9 protein-coding genes are annotated in these 16,032 nt (G+C 63.7%); 4 read left to right on the plus strand and 5 right to left on the minus strand.

Annotation, left to right across the window (positions count from 1 at the left end):
• Positions 1-75: 75 nt before the first annotated feature.
• Both C7G61_RS15145 and C7G61_RS15150 read right to left on the minus strand, forming a co-directional pair.
• Positions 76-3,717, minus strand: a complete 3,642-nt coding sequence (locus C7G61_RS15145; RefSeq protein WP_108515413.1) for an AsmA family protein — start codon at positions 3,715-3,717, stop codon at positions 76-78.
• A 201-nt stretch (positions 3,718-3,918) separates the two neighbouring features.
• On the minus strand, positions 3,919-5,151 hold the full coding sequence (locus C7G61_RS15150; protein ID WP_108515415.1) for a cytochrome P450: 1,233 nt from the start codon (positions 5,149-5,151) through the stop codon (positions 3,919-3,921).
• Between the two features lie 109 nt (positions 5,152-5,260).
• Here C7G61_RS15150 and C7G61_RS15155 point away from each other — a divergent pair, with 109 nt between their 5' ends.
• The gene (locus tag C7G61_RS15155; RefSeq protein ID WP_108515417.1) at positions 5,261-5,872 is read left to right on the plus strand and encodes a TetR/AcrR family transcriptional regulator; all 612 of its coding nucleotides are present in this window, start codon (positions 5,261-5,263) and stop codon (positions 5,870-5,872) included.
• A 110-nt stretch (positions 5,873-5,982) separates the two neighbouring features.
• Here C7G61_RS15155 and C7G61_RS15160 read toward each other — a convergent pair whose 3' ends face one another.
• Positions 5,983-7,284, minus strand: a complete 1,302-nt coding sequence (locus C7G61_RS15160) for an MFS transporter (RefSeq protein ID WP_108515711.1) — start codon at positions 7,282-7,284, stop codon at positions 5,983-5,985.
• A 325-nt stretch (positions 7,285-7,609) separates the two neighbouring features.
• Between C7G61_RS15160 and C7G61_RS15165 the strand changes: the two genes are divergently transcribed.
• From C7G61_RS15165 to C7G61_RS15175, 3 genes are all read left to right on the plus strand, one after another.
• A complete protein-coding gene (locus tag C7G61_RS15165; protein ID WP_108515419.1) occupies positions 7,610-9,535 on the plus strand; it encodes an adenylate/guanylate cyclase domain-containing protein in 1,926 nt (641 codons plus the stop codon).
• A gap of 119 nt (positions 9,536-9,654) precedes the next feature.
• Positions 9,655-10,800: a phosphatase PAP2 family protein gene (locus tag C7G61_RS15170; RefSeq protein WP_108515421.1), complete on the plus strand. Its 1,146-nt coding sequence runs from the start codon at positions 9,655-9,657 to the stop codon at positions 10,798-10,800.
• 39 nt (positions 10,801-10,839) lie between these two features.
• A complete protein-coding gene (locus C7G61_RS15175) occupies positions 10,840-12,894 on the plus strand; it encodes a S8/S53 family peptidase (protein WP_108515423.1) in 2,055 nt (684 codons plus the stop codon).
• A gap of 2 nt (positions 12,895-12,896) precedes the next feature.
• On the opposite strand, the gene C7G61_RS15180 is transcribed toward C7G61_RS15175, so the two are convergent.
• Positions 12,897-13,874, minus strand: coding sequence for a hydroxyacid dehydrogenase (locus tag C7G61_RS15180; RefSeq protein ID WP_108515425.1), 978 nt, complete (start codon positions 13,872-13,874; stop codon positions 12,897-12,899).
• A 102-nt stretch (positions 13,875-13,976) separates the two neighbouring features.
• Positions 13,977-16,016: an adenylate/guanylate cyclase domain-containing protein gene (locus C7G61_RS15185; RefSeq protein WP_108515428.1), complete on the minus strand. Its 2,040-nt coding sequence runs from the start codon at positions 16,014-16,016 to the stop codon at positions 13,977-13,979.
• Positions 16,017-16,032: the final 16 nt, after the last annotated feature.

Consider the following 16,032-nt stretch of genomic DNA (forward strand, 5'->3'; position numbering starts at 1 on the left):
GTAGGCCTTTACCCCGCGAAGTCTGAAAAGGGTCATTTTCGACTGAGTCTGCGGCTGCGCGCCAATGAGCCACACCTAGTTCGAGCGCGGCGGCGGATTGCCCACTTGCGGCGTCAGCGCCAGCGGCGGACGCGGCGGCCTCGGCTTGGCGGCGCCCGGCGCGGGCCTCACGTCGATCGGCGGCGGCAGCGGCGCAACCTGCGGCTGGCCCGCGACGGGCGCGGGCGGCGCATTGACCACGGGTGGACGCGGCGCCGTCGCCTTCTTCGCCGGAGGCCGCCGTGGGTCGCGCCCCTTTGGCGTCACCAGTGCGGGCGGCAGCGTCGCTTCCGGGATAGGCAATTGTCCATCCACGGGCGGCAGCACGATCGGCGCCGGCGCCGGCGGCGGCGGTTCGCCACGTTCGATGGCATCGAGCCTTCGGGTTTCGTGATCGATCGCGCGCACCGCCAGCCACGAAGACAAAGGGGCAACGTCGACACTGCGGCTGAGCGCGTCGGGCGTGCCCACGGCAAGCAGTTGAATCTCCGGACGCCCGGTCGTCATCGTCAGGGAAAGCGCGGCGCGGATATCGGCCTGATCGGCGGCGATATCGTATCCGCCGGAGACGGTGGCCCGCACGCCGTTGCCGTCCAGCGTCGTGGCGCCCACGCGAAGCCGGCCGTCCCTGACGGTGAACGGGATCTGCGCGGAAGGAACCGCGAGCGCGCCGGCCGGAAGAGCGGCTTCGACGATCTGCTTCAATCGGACGTCGTCCTTTGCCTGCCCGCTGTCATTGGCGCGGACCGCCACTTCGAAGGCGCGCGGATCGAGGCCTGAGATCCGCGCCGCCTCCAGCGTCAGCGTTCCGCTGCCGGACAGCGCGCCCGCCAGCGCCGAGGCGCTGCGGCCCTGGCTCGTCAGCGTCATCTGCATCGACGCGCGGCCGGCCGGCATCGCGAGGTTGCGATAGCGCAGCGCCGTGCCGTCGATACCGGAGAACTGGACGCTCGCGTTCAACGCAATGCCGTTCGCGCCCGGCTTCGCATCCACACTGGCGGTGACCTCGCCGCCGCCGATCTTGCCCTTGATGGCATCGAAGCTCAGCGACTGGCCGTCGCTCTTGACCACGCCGCTCACCGGCTGCAATTCGCTTCCGCCCGGCAGCAGGCCGCGCAATGCCTGAAACGCGATCCTGCCGCGCCAGCCCTTCGCGAGCCCGGTGCTGAGCGGCTCGGCGGCATCGTGTCCGGCGGCGCCGAGCGCCAGGGCAAAGGCCGGCGCCAGCGCGAGCTGCTCGGCGCCGATTTCGCCCTCGATCTCCTTTTCCTCGCCGAGCGTCACGGCGAGGCTGCCGCGCAGGCGCGAACCGCCGAGGCTGCTGTCGAGGTCGTCGAAGGTCAACCTGTTTCCGGTGAGCTGCACGCGCGAAGACAGGCCGATGTTCTGCGCCAGCGTATCCGCCGGCTTGAGATCGAGCAGCGGCCCGAAATCGGCGCGGCGAACCTTCAAGGAGAGACTGCCCTTGGCCTCCTGCGCCCATGGTTCGGCGGAGCCTTCCGCTTCGGCTTCAAGTCCCGTTCCCGAGATCTTTGCCTTGAGCCGCAACGGCCCGCCCCACGTGCCTGTCGCGCTGCCCTCGAATTGCGCCGGGCCGTCGCCCGCCGCCACCGCGCGATCGAGGCCGAGCAGGACAAGCAGCGCGCGGCCTTGCTCGGACGACAATTTCGATTCGATCCCGACGTCGCTCTGCCGGAGCGCGGCGAGATCGATGCCCTGGATGGCCGCCACAGTTGGCCTGGCGGTGATCGTGGTGACGCCCTTGAGCAGCGCCGAGTCGAGGTCGGCCGTGGCGCGCGCCTGGACGCGATCGGACTGCCCGGCAATCCTGGTGAGATCGAGCGCCAGTTTCAGGCGCGCCGGGCTCGGGCTGGTCCCCGTTGCATTGAGCCGCGCGGCCAGCGCCGGTGAAAAGGGGACGATCAGGCCGGTCAACCGACTGAGCGAGGCGGCGCTCGAATTTAGCGCGAACCATCCGGTCGCGCTGACGCGGTCGAAATTGCCCGCACCGTCCAGCGTCACGCTTTCAAGCTGGCCGATCTTCAACTGCTCGAGCGATATCTTCGCCGGCGAATAGGCCAGTCTGGCGAGCAGCGGACTAAGCTCCTGGCCGGCGGAGGTGGCGCGGCCGATGTCGAGCGAAAGCTTCCCCTCATCCGGCCACTCGCCTTGCGGCCCCGCCAGCGACCGAGCAAAGGCCATGGCGGCATCGAGATCGAGACGCTCCGCCTTCAGTTCCGCATCGAGCCGGGAGCCGTGAATGGCTTGCCGGTGCGACACCACCACCCGCCCCTCCACCGTACCGCCCTCGATGTCGGCCTTCATGGCATCGATGGCAAAGCCCTCAGGCGCCACGGTCACATCGCCGCGCAGCCGAAGCGGCTTCTGGCTGCGATAGGCGATCTCGCCGCGGCCCTGCAGCCAGGTCAGCAGCGCCTCGGGATCGGAGGATTCGACGCTGAGCGCGGCCTTGAAGCGGTCCGGTGCAGCGACCGTCGCACTGGCCTCGCTGAGCGAAACCCTGGTGGCGCCGGGCGCGCGGAACTCCAGTCTTCGCAGATGCCAGAATTTGTCGTCACCATGCAGCTCGGCGGCGATGTCCTGCAACGGGCGTCCGCCCAGCATGACCTGCTCGGAAGCGAGTTCGACCTGCGCGGGGATCGGCAGATGCGGAATGACTGATGTGAGCGCCCGCAGCGCCGGTAACGCCCGAACCGGCTCAGTGGCATTGTCCTTGGCGACGAACCTGTCGGCATCGAGCTGACGCGCCGACAGCGCCGCGCGCAACAGCGGCGCCACCCCGAAACGGATGTCGCCATTGCCTGAAAGTTTCAGCGCGCGCTCCTCGGCGCCATAGGTCACCTCGATTTGATCGAGCCGCGCCGCCGAATAATCGGCCTTGACCTTCGCCGCAATGCGCCACGGTGGATCGTTACCCTTGCCCTTCTGGCCGGGAGGAGCGGCCAGCGTGATCGCGCCTTCGAAGCGGGGGCTGCGGGAATCGAAGTTCAGCACGCCGTCGAGATCTGCCAGGAGCAGGCGCTGGCCCGGGTCGACATTGAGATGAATGCGGGTGCCATTGCCGTCAGGACCCTGCCCCGAGGAGACGCGGAACGGATAGCGCGTGCCCGACAGCATGAAGTTGCCGTCGCCGCGGACCGAGCCGGCCAGCGAGCGCACGTCGCCACTGAAGGCGATATCGTTCAGTTCGAGCGTGCTGCGGCTGGCCGCGTCATGGAGGGCGATGCGCCCGGTGAGATTGAGCCGGTCGATCGCCAGCGAACCCAGATTGACCGTCCCGGTCGATGCCGGCCAATCGATGCGTCCCTTGGCGTCGAGCCCGAGATCGAGCGACATGCCGTTGATCGTCAGTTCGGTGGCGCGCACCTCGCCGCGCATCAGCGAGCCCAGGCTGAATTCCACGTCGAGCTTGTCGGCGCGAACCTTGCCGAGATCGTTGGCGCCGCCGACCACGACCGAGCGCAGTTGTAGCGACGGCGCCGGCAACAGCCGTGCGTCGAGCTTGCCGCCGACCCGGACCGGCGCGCCGACGATCCGCGTCGCCTCAGCCTCGAATTGCGGCCGGAACTGGTTCCAGTCAATGAAATATGGCCCGACAAGCGCAGCAATCAACGCAATGATGAAGGCGATTGCCAGGCCGAGCAGCGTCGTCTGCACGGTATCTCCCCTTGAACCGCCCCGGCGCGCAGGCCGCGCTACGCCGAACCCGGCCCCGGAGCAGCCCGGAATATAGAGGCAAGTGCGGCGATGTCACAGCGGCATACTGACAGGCGCCCGGCCGGGCTCCGGCCGGAGCTCTTTCGGCTGTGAATTGAAACAGATCCGACGCCGGGGGCTCAAAACCGCCGCGCCAGGGCGTTACCAGCTCGCCGGCAGGCGTTTCAGGCCGCGCAGCACGAAGGTCGGCCGCCATTCCGGATTGACGGCGTCATCCAGCCGCAGGTCCGGGATCCGCCGAAGCAGGGTCGAAATCGCGACCTCGGCCTCGATCCGCGCCAACTGGGCGCCGAGGCAGAAATGGATGCCGCCGCCAAAGGACAGCGGCCTTACATTGGGCCGGGCGATATCGAGGCGTTCCGGGTGGTCGGGATAGACCGCCGGGTCGTGGTTGGCCGAGCCCAGCAGGCACAGCACGCTCTCGCCCTTCGGGATACGTTTTCCCCCGAGATCGTCGATGTCTTCCAGCGCCACCCGGCCGGTCAGTTGCACCGAGGAATCGTAGCGCAGGAATTCCTCGATGGCGTTGGTGATGAGCTCGGGCCTGGCCTTGAGCAGCGCAAGCTGGTCGGGATTGCGATACAGCGCCAGCAATCCGTTGCCGATCAGGTTGACGGTCGTCTCGTGGCCCGCGCCGAACAACAGAATGATATTGGCGGTCAGTTCCTCGTTGGAGAGCTTGCTGCCGTCCTCCTCCGCCTGCACCAATTGCGTGATCAGGTCGTCACCGGGGGTCTTCCGCCGCAGCTCGAACATCTGCTGGAAATACATCGCCGCCATCGCATTGCCGGCGTTGCCCTGCTTGATTTCGTCCGGCGTCAGCGGCACCGGATCGAGCAGGCGTCCGCCATCGCGCGAACCGGTATAAAACACTTCGCGATGCTCTTCGGGGATTCCGAGCATGTCGCAGATGATGGTGACCGGCAGGCGGAACGCAAAATCCTCGATCAGGTCCATCTTGCCCTGCGGGATGATGCGGTCGAGCGTCTCATCGACGATCTGCTGGATGCGCGGGCGCATGTCCTCGACCCGGCGCGCGGTGAAGGCCTTCACCACCAGCCCGCGCAGGCGGGTATGGTCCGGCGGATCCTGCTGCAGCATCCAGTGGCTCATGCTGCGGAACACCGGCTCGTCCATGATCTTGGGGCCGTAGCGGCGGATCGTGCGCTCGACGTAGTCCTTGCCGAACCGCTTGTCGCGCACCACAAGGCTGGCCTCGGCGTGGCGGCTGCAGACATACACCCCGAGCGGCGTCAGGTGCACCGGATCGGTGGTGCGCATCCGCTCGTAATGCGGATAGGGATCGCGAATGAAATCGGGGGACAGCGGATTGAACAGCGGCGCGCTGCTGGCAGTCTGAGCGTGCTCGTTCATGGTGACCTCAACTGGTTGCTATGCGCAGTACAGCGCGTTTCCCCCGGGCCGAGCGATCGAAATTCGATACATTATTGTATTGAGTTGCATTCTCGCCTAAACTGGGCAGATGTCAAGAGTGCGAACGAGACCCACCAGGGACGACACCCGCGAAAAGCTGTTCGAAGCGGCGGCGCGCGTGTTCGAGGAACAGGGAATCGGCGGCGCCAGCATCGAGGCGATCGCGGCGGCGGCCGGCTTCACGCGCGGGGCGTTCTATTCGAACTTCAAGAGCAAGGACGAACTGATCATCGCCATGCTCGAGAATCACGTCGAGCAATCCATCGGGCGCATCCGCGACCTGCTTGAGAAGCACAGGAACCTTGCGGATTTCATCGATGCGCTGAAGACCATGAACCGCAGCCAGCAGGATCCGCTCGGCCGCTCTCCCCTCTTGCACATGGAAATGATCCTGTTCGTGGCGCGCGCCGAAAAGCGCCGGCCTGAACTCGCCAAGCGGCTGCGCGCCCGGCGAAAGCTGGTCACCGACATCATCGAGACCACGGCCAGGAACAGCGGCAGGACGACCATTCTCAACCCGACATGGGCCGGCGCGCTGGTGCTGGCGCTGGAGGACGGTTTTCGTCTGCACCGCCTGATCGATCCCGAGACCACGCCGCCCGACAGCTTTTTTCGCGCCATCGGCGACCTGCAGAGGACGATGGGAATTTCATCGACCTGAGACGAAAATATCCGCCTCGTGATCAGAGACGGTGCGGAAGTGCTGCGAAAGACGTTCGACATTGAAGCGCGCCCGATGAGCGGCGATCGCGAGCCTTGCAATAACGGCAGCTAGCCCGTGTCGCTTCCGATGTGCGCCTTGTGCATTTGTCCCGCGACCGCCCTCACCTTGCGCGGCGACGCCCGCCAGATCGCAACCGCCGACAGGATGCTGACGGCAATGCCGATCGCAAAGGCTGACGTGTAGCTGCCCGAAAGATCGTACAGCACCCCGGTCGCCCACGGACCCGCGGCGCCGCCGGCCAGCGCCGCCAGCATAATGGTGCCGAAGATGCTGCCATATTGCTTGCCCTGAAAGATTTCCAGCACCACCGCGCCCATGATCGACGTCAGGCCATAGCCGAGCGCGCCTTGCGTGAAGATCATGAGATAGACCAGCGGCAATACCGGCGCGAATTTCAAGGCGATCAGCGCGGCGAAACAGATAGCAAAGCCGGCGCAGCTGATCGCCCAGATCCATTCGCGCCCGATCCGGTCGGAAAGATGCCCGAGCCAGATCTGGCCGGGAATGCCGAGCAGGCTGACGACGCCGAGCGCCCACACCGCGACGTTTGCGCTGAAGCCGACATCGAGCAGAAATTTGGTCTGGTGAACCTGCACGGCGTACCAGATGTACAGGCCACAGAAGTAACCAATCGCAATCCACCAGAACCGCGCGGTGCGCAGCGCGCGGCCAAGCGTCCAGTCAGTGCCGGCCCACACGGGATCGACGACGTTCGAGCGAGGCGCGGCCGATGTCGCCGACGGCGCCGCATCGCCATCCGGCAGCAAGCCGATATCCTCGGGGCGCTTGCGCAGCAAGAAATTGATCGGCGCGAGCACGGCGAGCACCAGAATGCCCATCGCTGTACAGGCGGTGCGCCAGCCGGTCTGCTCGATCAAATGCTGCACCCATGGCAGCAAGGTCACCGAGCCGATGCCGACGCCGGCAAAGGCGAGCCCCATGGCGAGCCCACGGCGGCGGATGAACCAGTTCGGCAGAAACAGCGATTGGCCGGAATAGCCGAGGCAGACGCTGCCCGCGCCGACCAGCACGCCGATCGTGAGATAGAGATGCCATGGCTGCGTCGTCAGCGGCGCGAGCAACAACCCGCCGCCCATCAGCGCGACGCCGAGCTCCATCACCGCGCGCGGACCGAAGCGATCCATCATGCGCCCGATCAGCGGACTGACGGCACCCGATACCACGAAGCCGAACGAGAAAGCGCCCGCGGTGACGCCGCGCTCCCATCCGAACTCGGAAATGATCGGCGGAAAGAACAGCGAGAACGCCGTCCGCGCATTGACGCCGATCGCCATGGTGACGAACGTCACGACGACGATCAGCCAGCCGTAGAAGAAGGGAAGATGCATCGGGGGGCTTTTCGTATGGATTTTCTTCGATGTCTCGGCAATGAGGATGTTCTTGGCAATAGTCTGATCGGCCATCACCTTCGCATCCGCGACTCAAGATGACACGAATTTCTCAGGGACCGTACCCGGATGTGGCTTCGATGCACAACCTTATCCGGTGTTTCATCACTTAATCGCTTTAGAATTGTGACGCACCACGATCGTTTCGCTTGTCGAGGGGTACTCATGGTTGGCAGCTCTTGATTCCGAGTGCTTTTCGCGCAGCTCTTGCGTGTGGTTCCATACCATCTAAGATGCAGCGCCCGGATCGCGAAATTGGTTCAACATGAACGATGAGGCGGTGGACAAAGGCGAAGAACAAGCCGCCCGGACCGGGCGATTTGCTGTACCGGGTGCAGGCGTTGCACTCGTGCGTCAAGAGACCGTCGTGCTGCTGGTCGATCTCGTGGAATCGGTGCGGCTCATGCGAGAGCACGAAGCTTTCACCATTCGCCGATGGGCAGACTTTGTCGGCATCGTCACTACTGAGATACTGCCGCGCTATCGTGGCGTCCTGGTGAAGAGTCTCGGTGATGGCCTTCTGGCGCGTTTCGAGACGGTGCCTGACGCCGCTGATGCCGCCGCCGCGATGCATCGGACACTTGCCGCGCAGAACGTCGGCATGCCCGAAGACCAGCATTTCGACCTGCGCGCCGGAATCAACGCCGCGATGGCATGGAGCGACGGGATCGATATCTACGGGACCGGCGTAAACCTGGCGGCGCGGCTGGCAACGCTGGCCGGCCCGGGCGAGACGATTGCCAGCGCCTCAGCACATGAGCAACTGGCGGCCGCCCTGGCAAGTCTTGCGAAGCCCGGCGAGACCATCGGCAGCGCCACAGCACGCGACGAGCTTACGCATGGTGTTGACGCGTCGTGCGAAGACCTTGGAGAATGCATTCTCAAACATTTTGACAAGCCGGTTCGGGCCTATCGCGTTGGCCCGCCTAGTCCGCTTCCAAGCCTTACTCGGCGGCGCGACTATGGAACGGCCATGCAGCCGACCATTGCCGTGATCCCCTTCTCTGCGAGGAACGACAGCCCAGCGCTTTTCGATGTCGGCAACCTGATTGCCGACAGCGTGATCTGGCGACTGTCGAAGGCAGCGGACCTGAAGGTGATTTCACGTCTGTCGACCGCCGTTTTCCGCGGCCGCGCGAGCGATGTCGGAGAGGTGTCGGCACATCTCGGCGCCACCTATGTCCTCAGCGGCGCGTATGTTGCGGATGCCGGCAAGATCATGGTGAGTGCCGAACTCTCCGAAGCGCGCAACAACCAAGTGGTCTGGACCGACCGACTGAACGGCGAAATCGGCGATCTGCTGAGGCCGGAAAGCGAACTGGCGGATCGCATCGCCCAGGCAGTGCATTTGTCCGTCCTCGACGCTGAGGTCGAGCATATTCTGACCCAGCCGCTGCCGACCCTCGAGAGCTACTCGCTGCTGCTTGGCAGCATCAAGTTGATGCACCGCTCCAGCAAGGAGGAGTTTCTCCAGACGCGGAGAATTCTTGACGAACTGATTAACCGGCATAGCCGGATCGCGGCGCCGCGCGCGTGGCTCGGCAACTGGTACATTCTGCAGGTGACACGCGGCTGGTCTGAGGACCGCAAGCGCGAGGCGGTCGAGGCCTTAAGCGCAACCCACGCCGCCCTCGACCGGGATCCGTCGGACGCGCTTGCGCTGGCGACCGAGGGCTTTGTCTACTGTCACTTGTTGAAGGATCTGGAGACCGCGCGCAAGCGCTGCAACGAGGCTGTGAATGCCAACCCCAGCCACGCCCTCGGCTGGCTCTATCTCGGCACCGTTAACGCGTTCATGGGGGAAGGGAAAGCGGCTGTGGACGCGACACGCCGTGCGATAGAGCTCTCTCCGCTCGATCCGCAACGCTACTACTTCGAGTGCCTTGGCGCGGCGGCAGAGCTTTCCGCGCATCAATACGAGAATGCTGAAAGGCTTGCGCGCTCATCGCTTGTGCACCACCGCATGCATTCTTCCACATGGCGGGCCCTGACGATCTCGCTCGTGGCGCAGGATCGAATGGATGAGGCGCGCGAGGCGCTCGCCAGGCTGCGACAGCTCGAGCCGCAATTGACGGTGGAGCGATATCTTGCGCGCATGCCGAATGCGGCGCTCGAAACCGGCCGGCAATGGGCGTGCTGTCTGGCCATGGCGGGGTTGCCATCGGGAAACGGCAACTCGAACCGGCACTGATCCTGGAGAAAAATATCTCGCCCGTGTGAAGCAGTACACATTCGGAACGAGCGTGACCGGGGAAATTGCAACGAGGCGCTTACTGGCGGAAAGCTGACTTACACACAGAGGAGGCAGGAATGGCTCAACTGGGCGGTGCGGGCGGAGCAGGTGGTGCGGGCGGCGCGGGTGGCGCCGGTGGAGCGGGAGGCGCCGGTGGCGCTGGCGGCGCGGGAGGGGCTGGCGGAGCCGGCGGAGCAATGCTCGGCACATTGGGCGACGTCTATGCCAATCCGATCATGGTGGATGCACTCATTCTCGGTCGCGAAGGGACGATCGTTGTTCCTGAAGATCCGGGTCCTCCCCCGCGGTACTACTTCTACGCGCCGAATTTGCCGGGCATCGATAATGAGGAACAAATGGAACGCTGGGAGCCGTGGGTTCGCGCCTACACGGCGATCGGCGAGATGCTGCAGGGGATCAACTTTCGCGCGGCGGGCAACGGATTCCAGGTTCTATCGGGCACATACTTGATTGCGGAAATCCAACGTCCGCATAAGCCGACGTTCGAGGCACAGATTCCCATGGTGCTTAGTTGGGCCGAACTGCGCAGCGAACGCGCCACCGAGATCATGGCCCAGATCGACCCCCAATACGCCTTCTGGTCGTCGATCATCTACATGCACCCCGACCGGACTAAACGCACATTCGAACTCATCAACATGCTCTTGCAGTTCTGCGTGTATGTAGAAATGCGCTTCAAGCATGCGCTCGCATGCTGGCGGCCCGTCGAATACAACGCCCAGGTGCAACCAATGATCACGACTCCCGGGCACGGAAGCTTTCCGAGCGGACACGCCACCCAGGTCCATGCGGTCGCACATATGTTGAAAGCGCTGCTGGATCTCGATCCGACCAAGCCCGCACACGCCCCGGTAATCGACCAGCTCGACCGCCAGGCTGCACGCATTGCAACCAACCGTGTCGTTGCCGGGGTCCATTTCCCGGTCGATAGCATGGCAGGCCGCATGCTGGGCGTTGCTTTGGCTGACTACTTCGTCGGACGTTGCGCAGGTGGCCAGAAATTCATGGAGCGCAAGTTCCTCGCTGCAGAGATCGACGCCGCCCCTCGCACGGACTTCAATCCGTTCAACGCCGACCAGCATCTCAGCACCGGAAAATTCTACTCCGAACTTTCGGGAGGAACAGGGAACGTAGAGGAGTCCGAATTGATGGAGCACGTCTGGGAAAAAGCGCGATACGAGTGGGCGGGTAGATTCCCATAGGCGAAGTATCATCTCGCAACCCGAAGCGGAGAGCATACGATGCCCGAACCCCGCAGCTACCCGAAATGCTTCGGTCCGTATCTCCGGTACGCGATCTCGACGGACTTCAGGAATTTCGAATTTTTCGACTTGCAGTCCGCGCTGTTCTTTCTGGTGGAATTTAAGACCGCTGAAAAAGATCAGCACAGAAGATTCGTAGATGACGTGGCAAAGGCCCATGGGGGCGCCGTCGACTTGAGCCCGCCAAACGGCACCCGGTATGCTACGATGTTTGCCACTAAGTCGGCTGTGGCTGGCGAAGCCTTGGATGTCTGGGACCGCTTCGTCTCAAGGGTCGAACTGTCTCTACCCTTGAAGCCGAAGTTTGAACCGGGTGTTGTGGAGAGGGAGATGGATCGTCGCGAAAATGGCGACGATCCGGTGGGGCCGCTCTTGCTGGGCGTGATCGACGATGGCTGCCCGTTCGCCGCCGCACATTTCCTCAAGAGTACGTCGGGAGTCGGCAGAAGGACGCGAGTGCGCGGCATATGGGATCAGAATTTTGGCAGACAGCCGATCAATGTGAATGACAAGGACGGCCAGCCTTGCGTGTTTGGCAAAACGCTGGGTGATCTCAAATACGGACTCGAATTTCGGCGTGCTTCCGACGCGCCCGGCGCCGCGTCCCCGCGGCAAATGGGACTTAACGAATGGATCGAGTTGCATGTGACGCCGCAAGGCAGCGTCGACGAAGACGGCTGCTATGCCGATGCCGGGTTTCCCTGCCTTGCGCACCACGCGTCGCATGGTGCGCATGTCATGGACCTGTTCGCGGGGCGCATCCCGACCTCGTCACGAATCGGTCCCTTTCCAGGCGACCGGCGCGATCCGCCGAGTTGGAGCGTGGGCGCCGACGCGGCTAGCCAAGACGAGACGGACGTTGTGTTCGTCCAGTTCCCAACGCATTGCCTTCGCGATGCGACAGGCGTGTGGCTGAAGGCGTATGTTCATGATGCCATCCTGTACATCCTGTCGCATGTGGATTCGACGAAGCCCGGTCGCGTCGTGATAAACCTCAGTTACGGGCCGACGACAGGACCGCACAACGGTTTGGCCGAATTGGAAACGTTGCTGACGACGTTCGTCGAAAAATACGACGGCGAAGGAAAGCTCGAGCTCGATATCGTGATCGCTGCAGGCAATTCCTATCTGCTTCAGGATCACGTTACTTTCTGCAGGACCAGTGGTCAGCCTGACCATGTCGAATGGACTTGGCGTCTTCCTCCCGACAACACCAGTCTGTGCTTCGCGGAAGTGTGGATGAAAACGGCTTATGCCGCCCCTGTCGAAGTCACTTTGATTTCGCCTAGCGGCGTCCAGTACAAGCCGACCGCACCTCCGCTTCCCCTTCCCACCCCTTTGCCCCCTACACCACCCGCTGGAGTGGACGTCCCGATTCCGTGGACCACTGAAGACACGATGTGGCGGCTTCACGTCGAACCTACCATCGCCACCGACGAGGTCGTGGCAGAACATGGCGACTGGACGATCCAGGTTGCCAAGATCCCCGAAGGTGTCGAGCTTCATGCCTATGTCGCACGCACCGATCCCAATATGAATATGCGGACGGGCGCCAAACGTTCGTATTTTGTCGACGGAAACTGGGAGCGAGCCCGGTCGGCCGAGGACAAATGCACGTACACAAATGGGGAGTTCAACAGGACCGGATCGCTAATCGATCGCCACGGCACCCTCAACGGGATTGCTACCGCCAAAGATGACGGCGTGCACGTTGCTGGCGGCTTCATTATCTCGAATCGGCGCAAGTCGCGTTATTCGTCGGCTGGCCCGGCTCGCCCCGGCCCGCTTACCCGTCGCTACGGTCCTGATTACCTCTTGCCCTGCGACGAGTCCTACGCTCTCGGCGGCATACGTGCGGGAGGCAACAGGAGCGGCGCCGTGTTTCGGCTTACAGGTACCAGTACAGCGGCACCCCAGCTGGCGCGGCATATTGCCAAGCCGCCGGCTCAATTCCCGCAGGCGACCGACGTTCCGTCTCCGGGCGACTATGTAGAAATCGAGAAACGCGGTGGCGGCAATTTGGAGCCCCCGTAGTGTCAGGGCCGCCGCGTCCAGCTGTTGGCGTTCACAGCACCCGGAGGAACCTCGCCCCTGACAATCTGCTCGACCTGCCGCACCGTCTCCAGCGACTGGCTCTCGATCGCCGGCGGCGTCAGTCCGCCGATATGCGGTGTCGCGATGACGTTCGGCAGTTTTGCCAATTCCGGCGACGGCATCTGGTCCAGCGCGCGGCCGACATCCATCGCGGCGCCGGCGATGAGGTTTTCGCGGAGCGCCGCCGACAACGCGGCCTCGTCGACGAGATTGCCGCGCGACAGGTTGATGAAGAAGGCATGCCTCTGCATGCGCGCCAGCGCCGCCTGCCCGACCAGGTTTTCGGTTTGCTCGTTGGCAACCGCGAGACAGACGACATAGTCAGCGCGCGCCAGCAGATCGTCGAGCGGCACATGCCGGATCGTGGCATCGCTCACGGTTGCAAAGGGATCAGCGACCAGCACCTCCATCCTCAGCACCTTCGCGATATCAGCCAGGTAACGGCCGATGCTGCCGTAGCCGATGATGCCGAGGCGGCTGCCGGCCAGTTGCCGGCCCATGATGATCTCGGGCTTGCGCTCCGAATGGTAGTCGGCGGTCGCGCGCGAAACACCGCGCGACAGATCGACCATGAAGCCGACCGCGAGTTCGGCGACCGATTGCACGAAGCCCGGCCCGGCCTGCGTCACCAGAACGCCAGCGGCTGAAGCGGCTTCGACATCGATGTTGCGGATATCGACCGCGCAGCGAACGAAGGCGCGCAAGTTTGGTAGCGCCGGAAAGATCTCGCCCGGTCCCGCGGTGAGCCGGTCGGCCACGATGATATCGACCTCGCGTGCGGCCTCGATCAGCCCGGCGGCGTCGAGCGCGTCGCTTGATTGATGCAGCTTGACCTGCGCGATGGCTTGCAGCCCCTCGAGGCTGCGCTCGCCATAATACTGGGCGCGAGACTGGGGCGTGTGGGTCAGCAGGATTTTCAACGCTGGCGGCTTCCCTGTCGATCGCCATGACATGTGGCGTCACGGCCGGCACATCTATGGCAAAGCCGCCGCCTCGCGCAAGGCTGCGGCGGCCGTGTCGGGCTACTTGGATCGGGCGACCGTCGTACCGTCCCAATCTTCACCGGCGGGATTTTCGAGCTGCTGCCGGCAGCGTTCGATCATCGCAGATGACGCAGCATCGTTACGGATTTCCAGCACGTTCTCGAACGCAGCGATTGCGGCCTTGAAATCACGCGCGCGGAAGGCGGCGAGGCCGGATTCATACGAGGCCACCCAGTCGGGGGCGCCGCCGAACTCGCCGGCCATGCCCAATAATTCATAGATCTGCAGTCCGCCGGCGCGGCCATAGACCGCCAGCCGGTCGAGTTCGCGAACGACGATGCTTTTCCCCGCCAGCCGGCGCGTTTCCGGGCCGATGATGATCGTGGAGCCGTACGCCTTGTTGGTGCTCTCCAGCCGGCTCGCAATATTCACGGCGTCGCCGATCACGGTGTAATTCAGCCTTACTTCCGATCCGATATTGCCGACCAGCATGTCGCCGGAATTGATGCCGATGCGAATCTTGACCGGCTCACCGTGGTCGTCGACGAGGCCGGCCTCCTCCACCGCACGCCGGCATGCCAGCGCCGCCCGGCAGCAATCGACGGCATGATCGGGATTGGGCGCCGGCGCGCCCCAGAACGCCATCACAGCATCGCCGATGAATTTGTCGATGGTGCCGTTCTGGTTTTGAATCTGCACCGAGACGCTGTCGAAATAGCGCGACAGCAGTGGAATGATGCGGTCGCCGAGACGCTCCGACATGCCGGTAAAGCCGGCGAGATCGATGAACATCACGCTCATCGGCCGTATCGCACCACCGAGGCGCGCACCATTACCGTCGCTGATCAGCCGCTTCACCAGGTCGGCCGGAATGTATTTCCGGAACGCGGCAAGCCCCTGCGCCATGTCGCCGATGGCGCCTGAAAGATTCCCGATCTCGGTCAGCCGCGACGGATGCCGCTGCACCTTGTCGAGGTCAAAGCGCTCGACATGCCTGATCTCGTTGACCACCTTGATCAGCGGCGCGGCGATCAGGCGCTGGGCGAGCCATGCCGACAAGAGCCCCGCGAAAACGATCAACACCGCCAGCCCGATCAGCAAATTCCGGATCGTCATCTGCACCGGTCCGAGAAATTCGGATTCCGGCACCACCGTCACCAGCGACCAGCCCGGAAACGAAATCGGCGTCAGCACCGCCTGATAGGCCTTGCCGTCGCGAACCACCTTGGTGTTGAACGGCTGCCCTTCACCCGGTTCGTAAGCACTGGCATTCTGGATCGCCTCGACCGCGATGGGAAACAGCGGATGATCGGTCTTCAGCGCCACTGCCTCGTTGGCGTTCGGATCGGGTGAGGCCACCACCTTGCCGTTCCGCTCGAGGATGAAGGCGCCGGCGGATTTTCCGACCGTGAGCTGCGACAGGAAATTCGACACCCGCGTCAGTTCGATGATGATGGCGATGACGCCGGCCGGCTTCTTATCGATGTCGAGAGGGGCCGAAAAGGCGGCTGCCAGCCGTTCGCCCCGCGGATGCGTCGTCAGCGTCGACCAGTATTCATCGTTGGTCTCTTTGGCGACCCGAAACCATTCTTGCTCTGCCACGGAATAGTCGGTTTCTTCGAACCAGCTGGCCTTGAGCCGAAGATCGTTGCCGACGAATTCGTAGCGATTGATGCGCATGTTGCGGTCGGGCGCGATCTCCAGCATTTCGATCACACCGTCGCCGGCCTTGTGGCCGGCAAAGAACGATCCATCCGGCCATCCGAACGCCACCGAGGAGATGGTCGGCTGCGACAGCAATTGCGACCGGAAAACGACTTCGCGTTTTCGGGCATCGCGCGGATCAAACACTTTTTCGGCGAGTAGCGTTCGCACCGCCATCATGGACGAGCGCGCCTCCGTCGTGACCGATTGCAGTTCGTCACCCACTGCCGAAACGATCTGGTCGTTGATGGTGTTGGCCAGCGTCTGGCTGACCTGATGGGCGGTGCGCCACCACAACAGATGCACGCCGACGGCGCTGACGACGATGGACGTCAGCACAAGGGCGGAAATGGCGGTGCGGATGCCAAGGCGCATGCAGGGGTCCTGTTCG

Source organism: Bradyrhizobium algeriense (assembly GCF_003062295.1).
GTDB lineage: Bacteria > Pseudomonadota > Alphaproteobacteria > Rhizobiales > Xanthobacteraceae > Bradyrhizobium > Bradyrhizobium algeriense.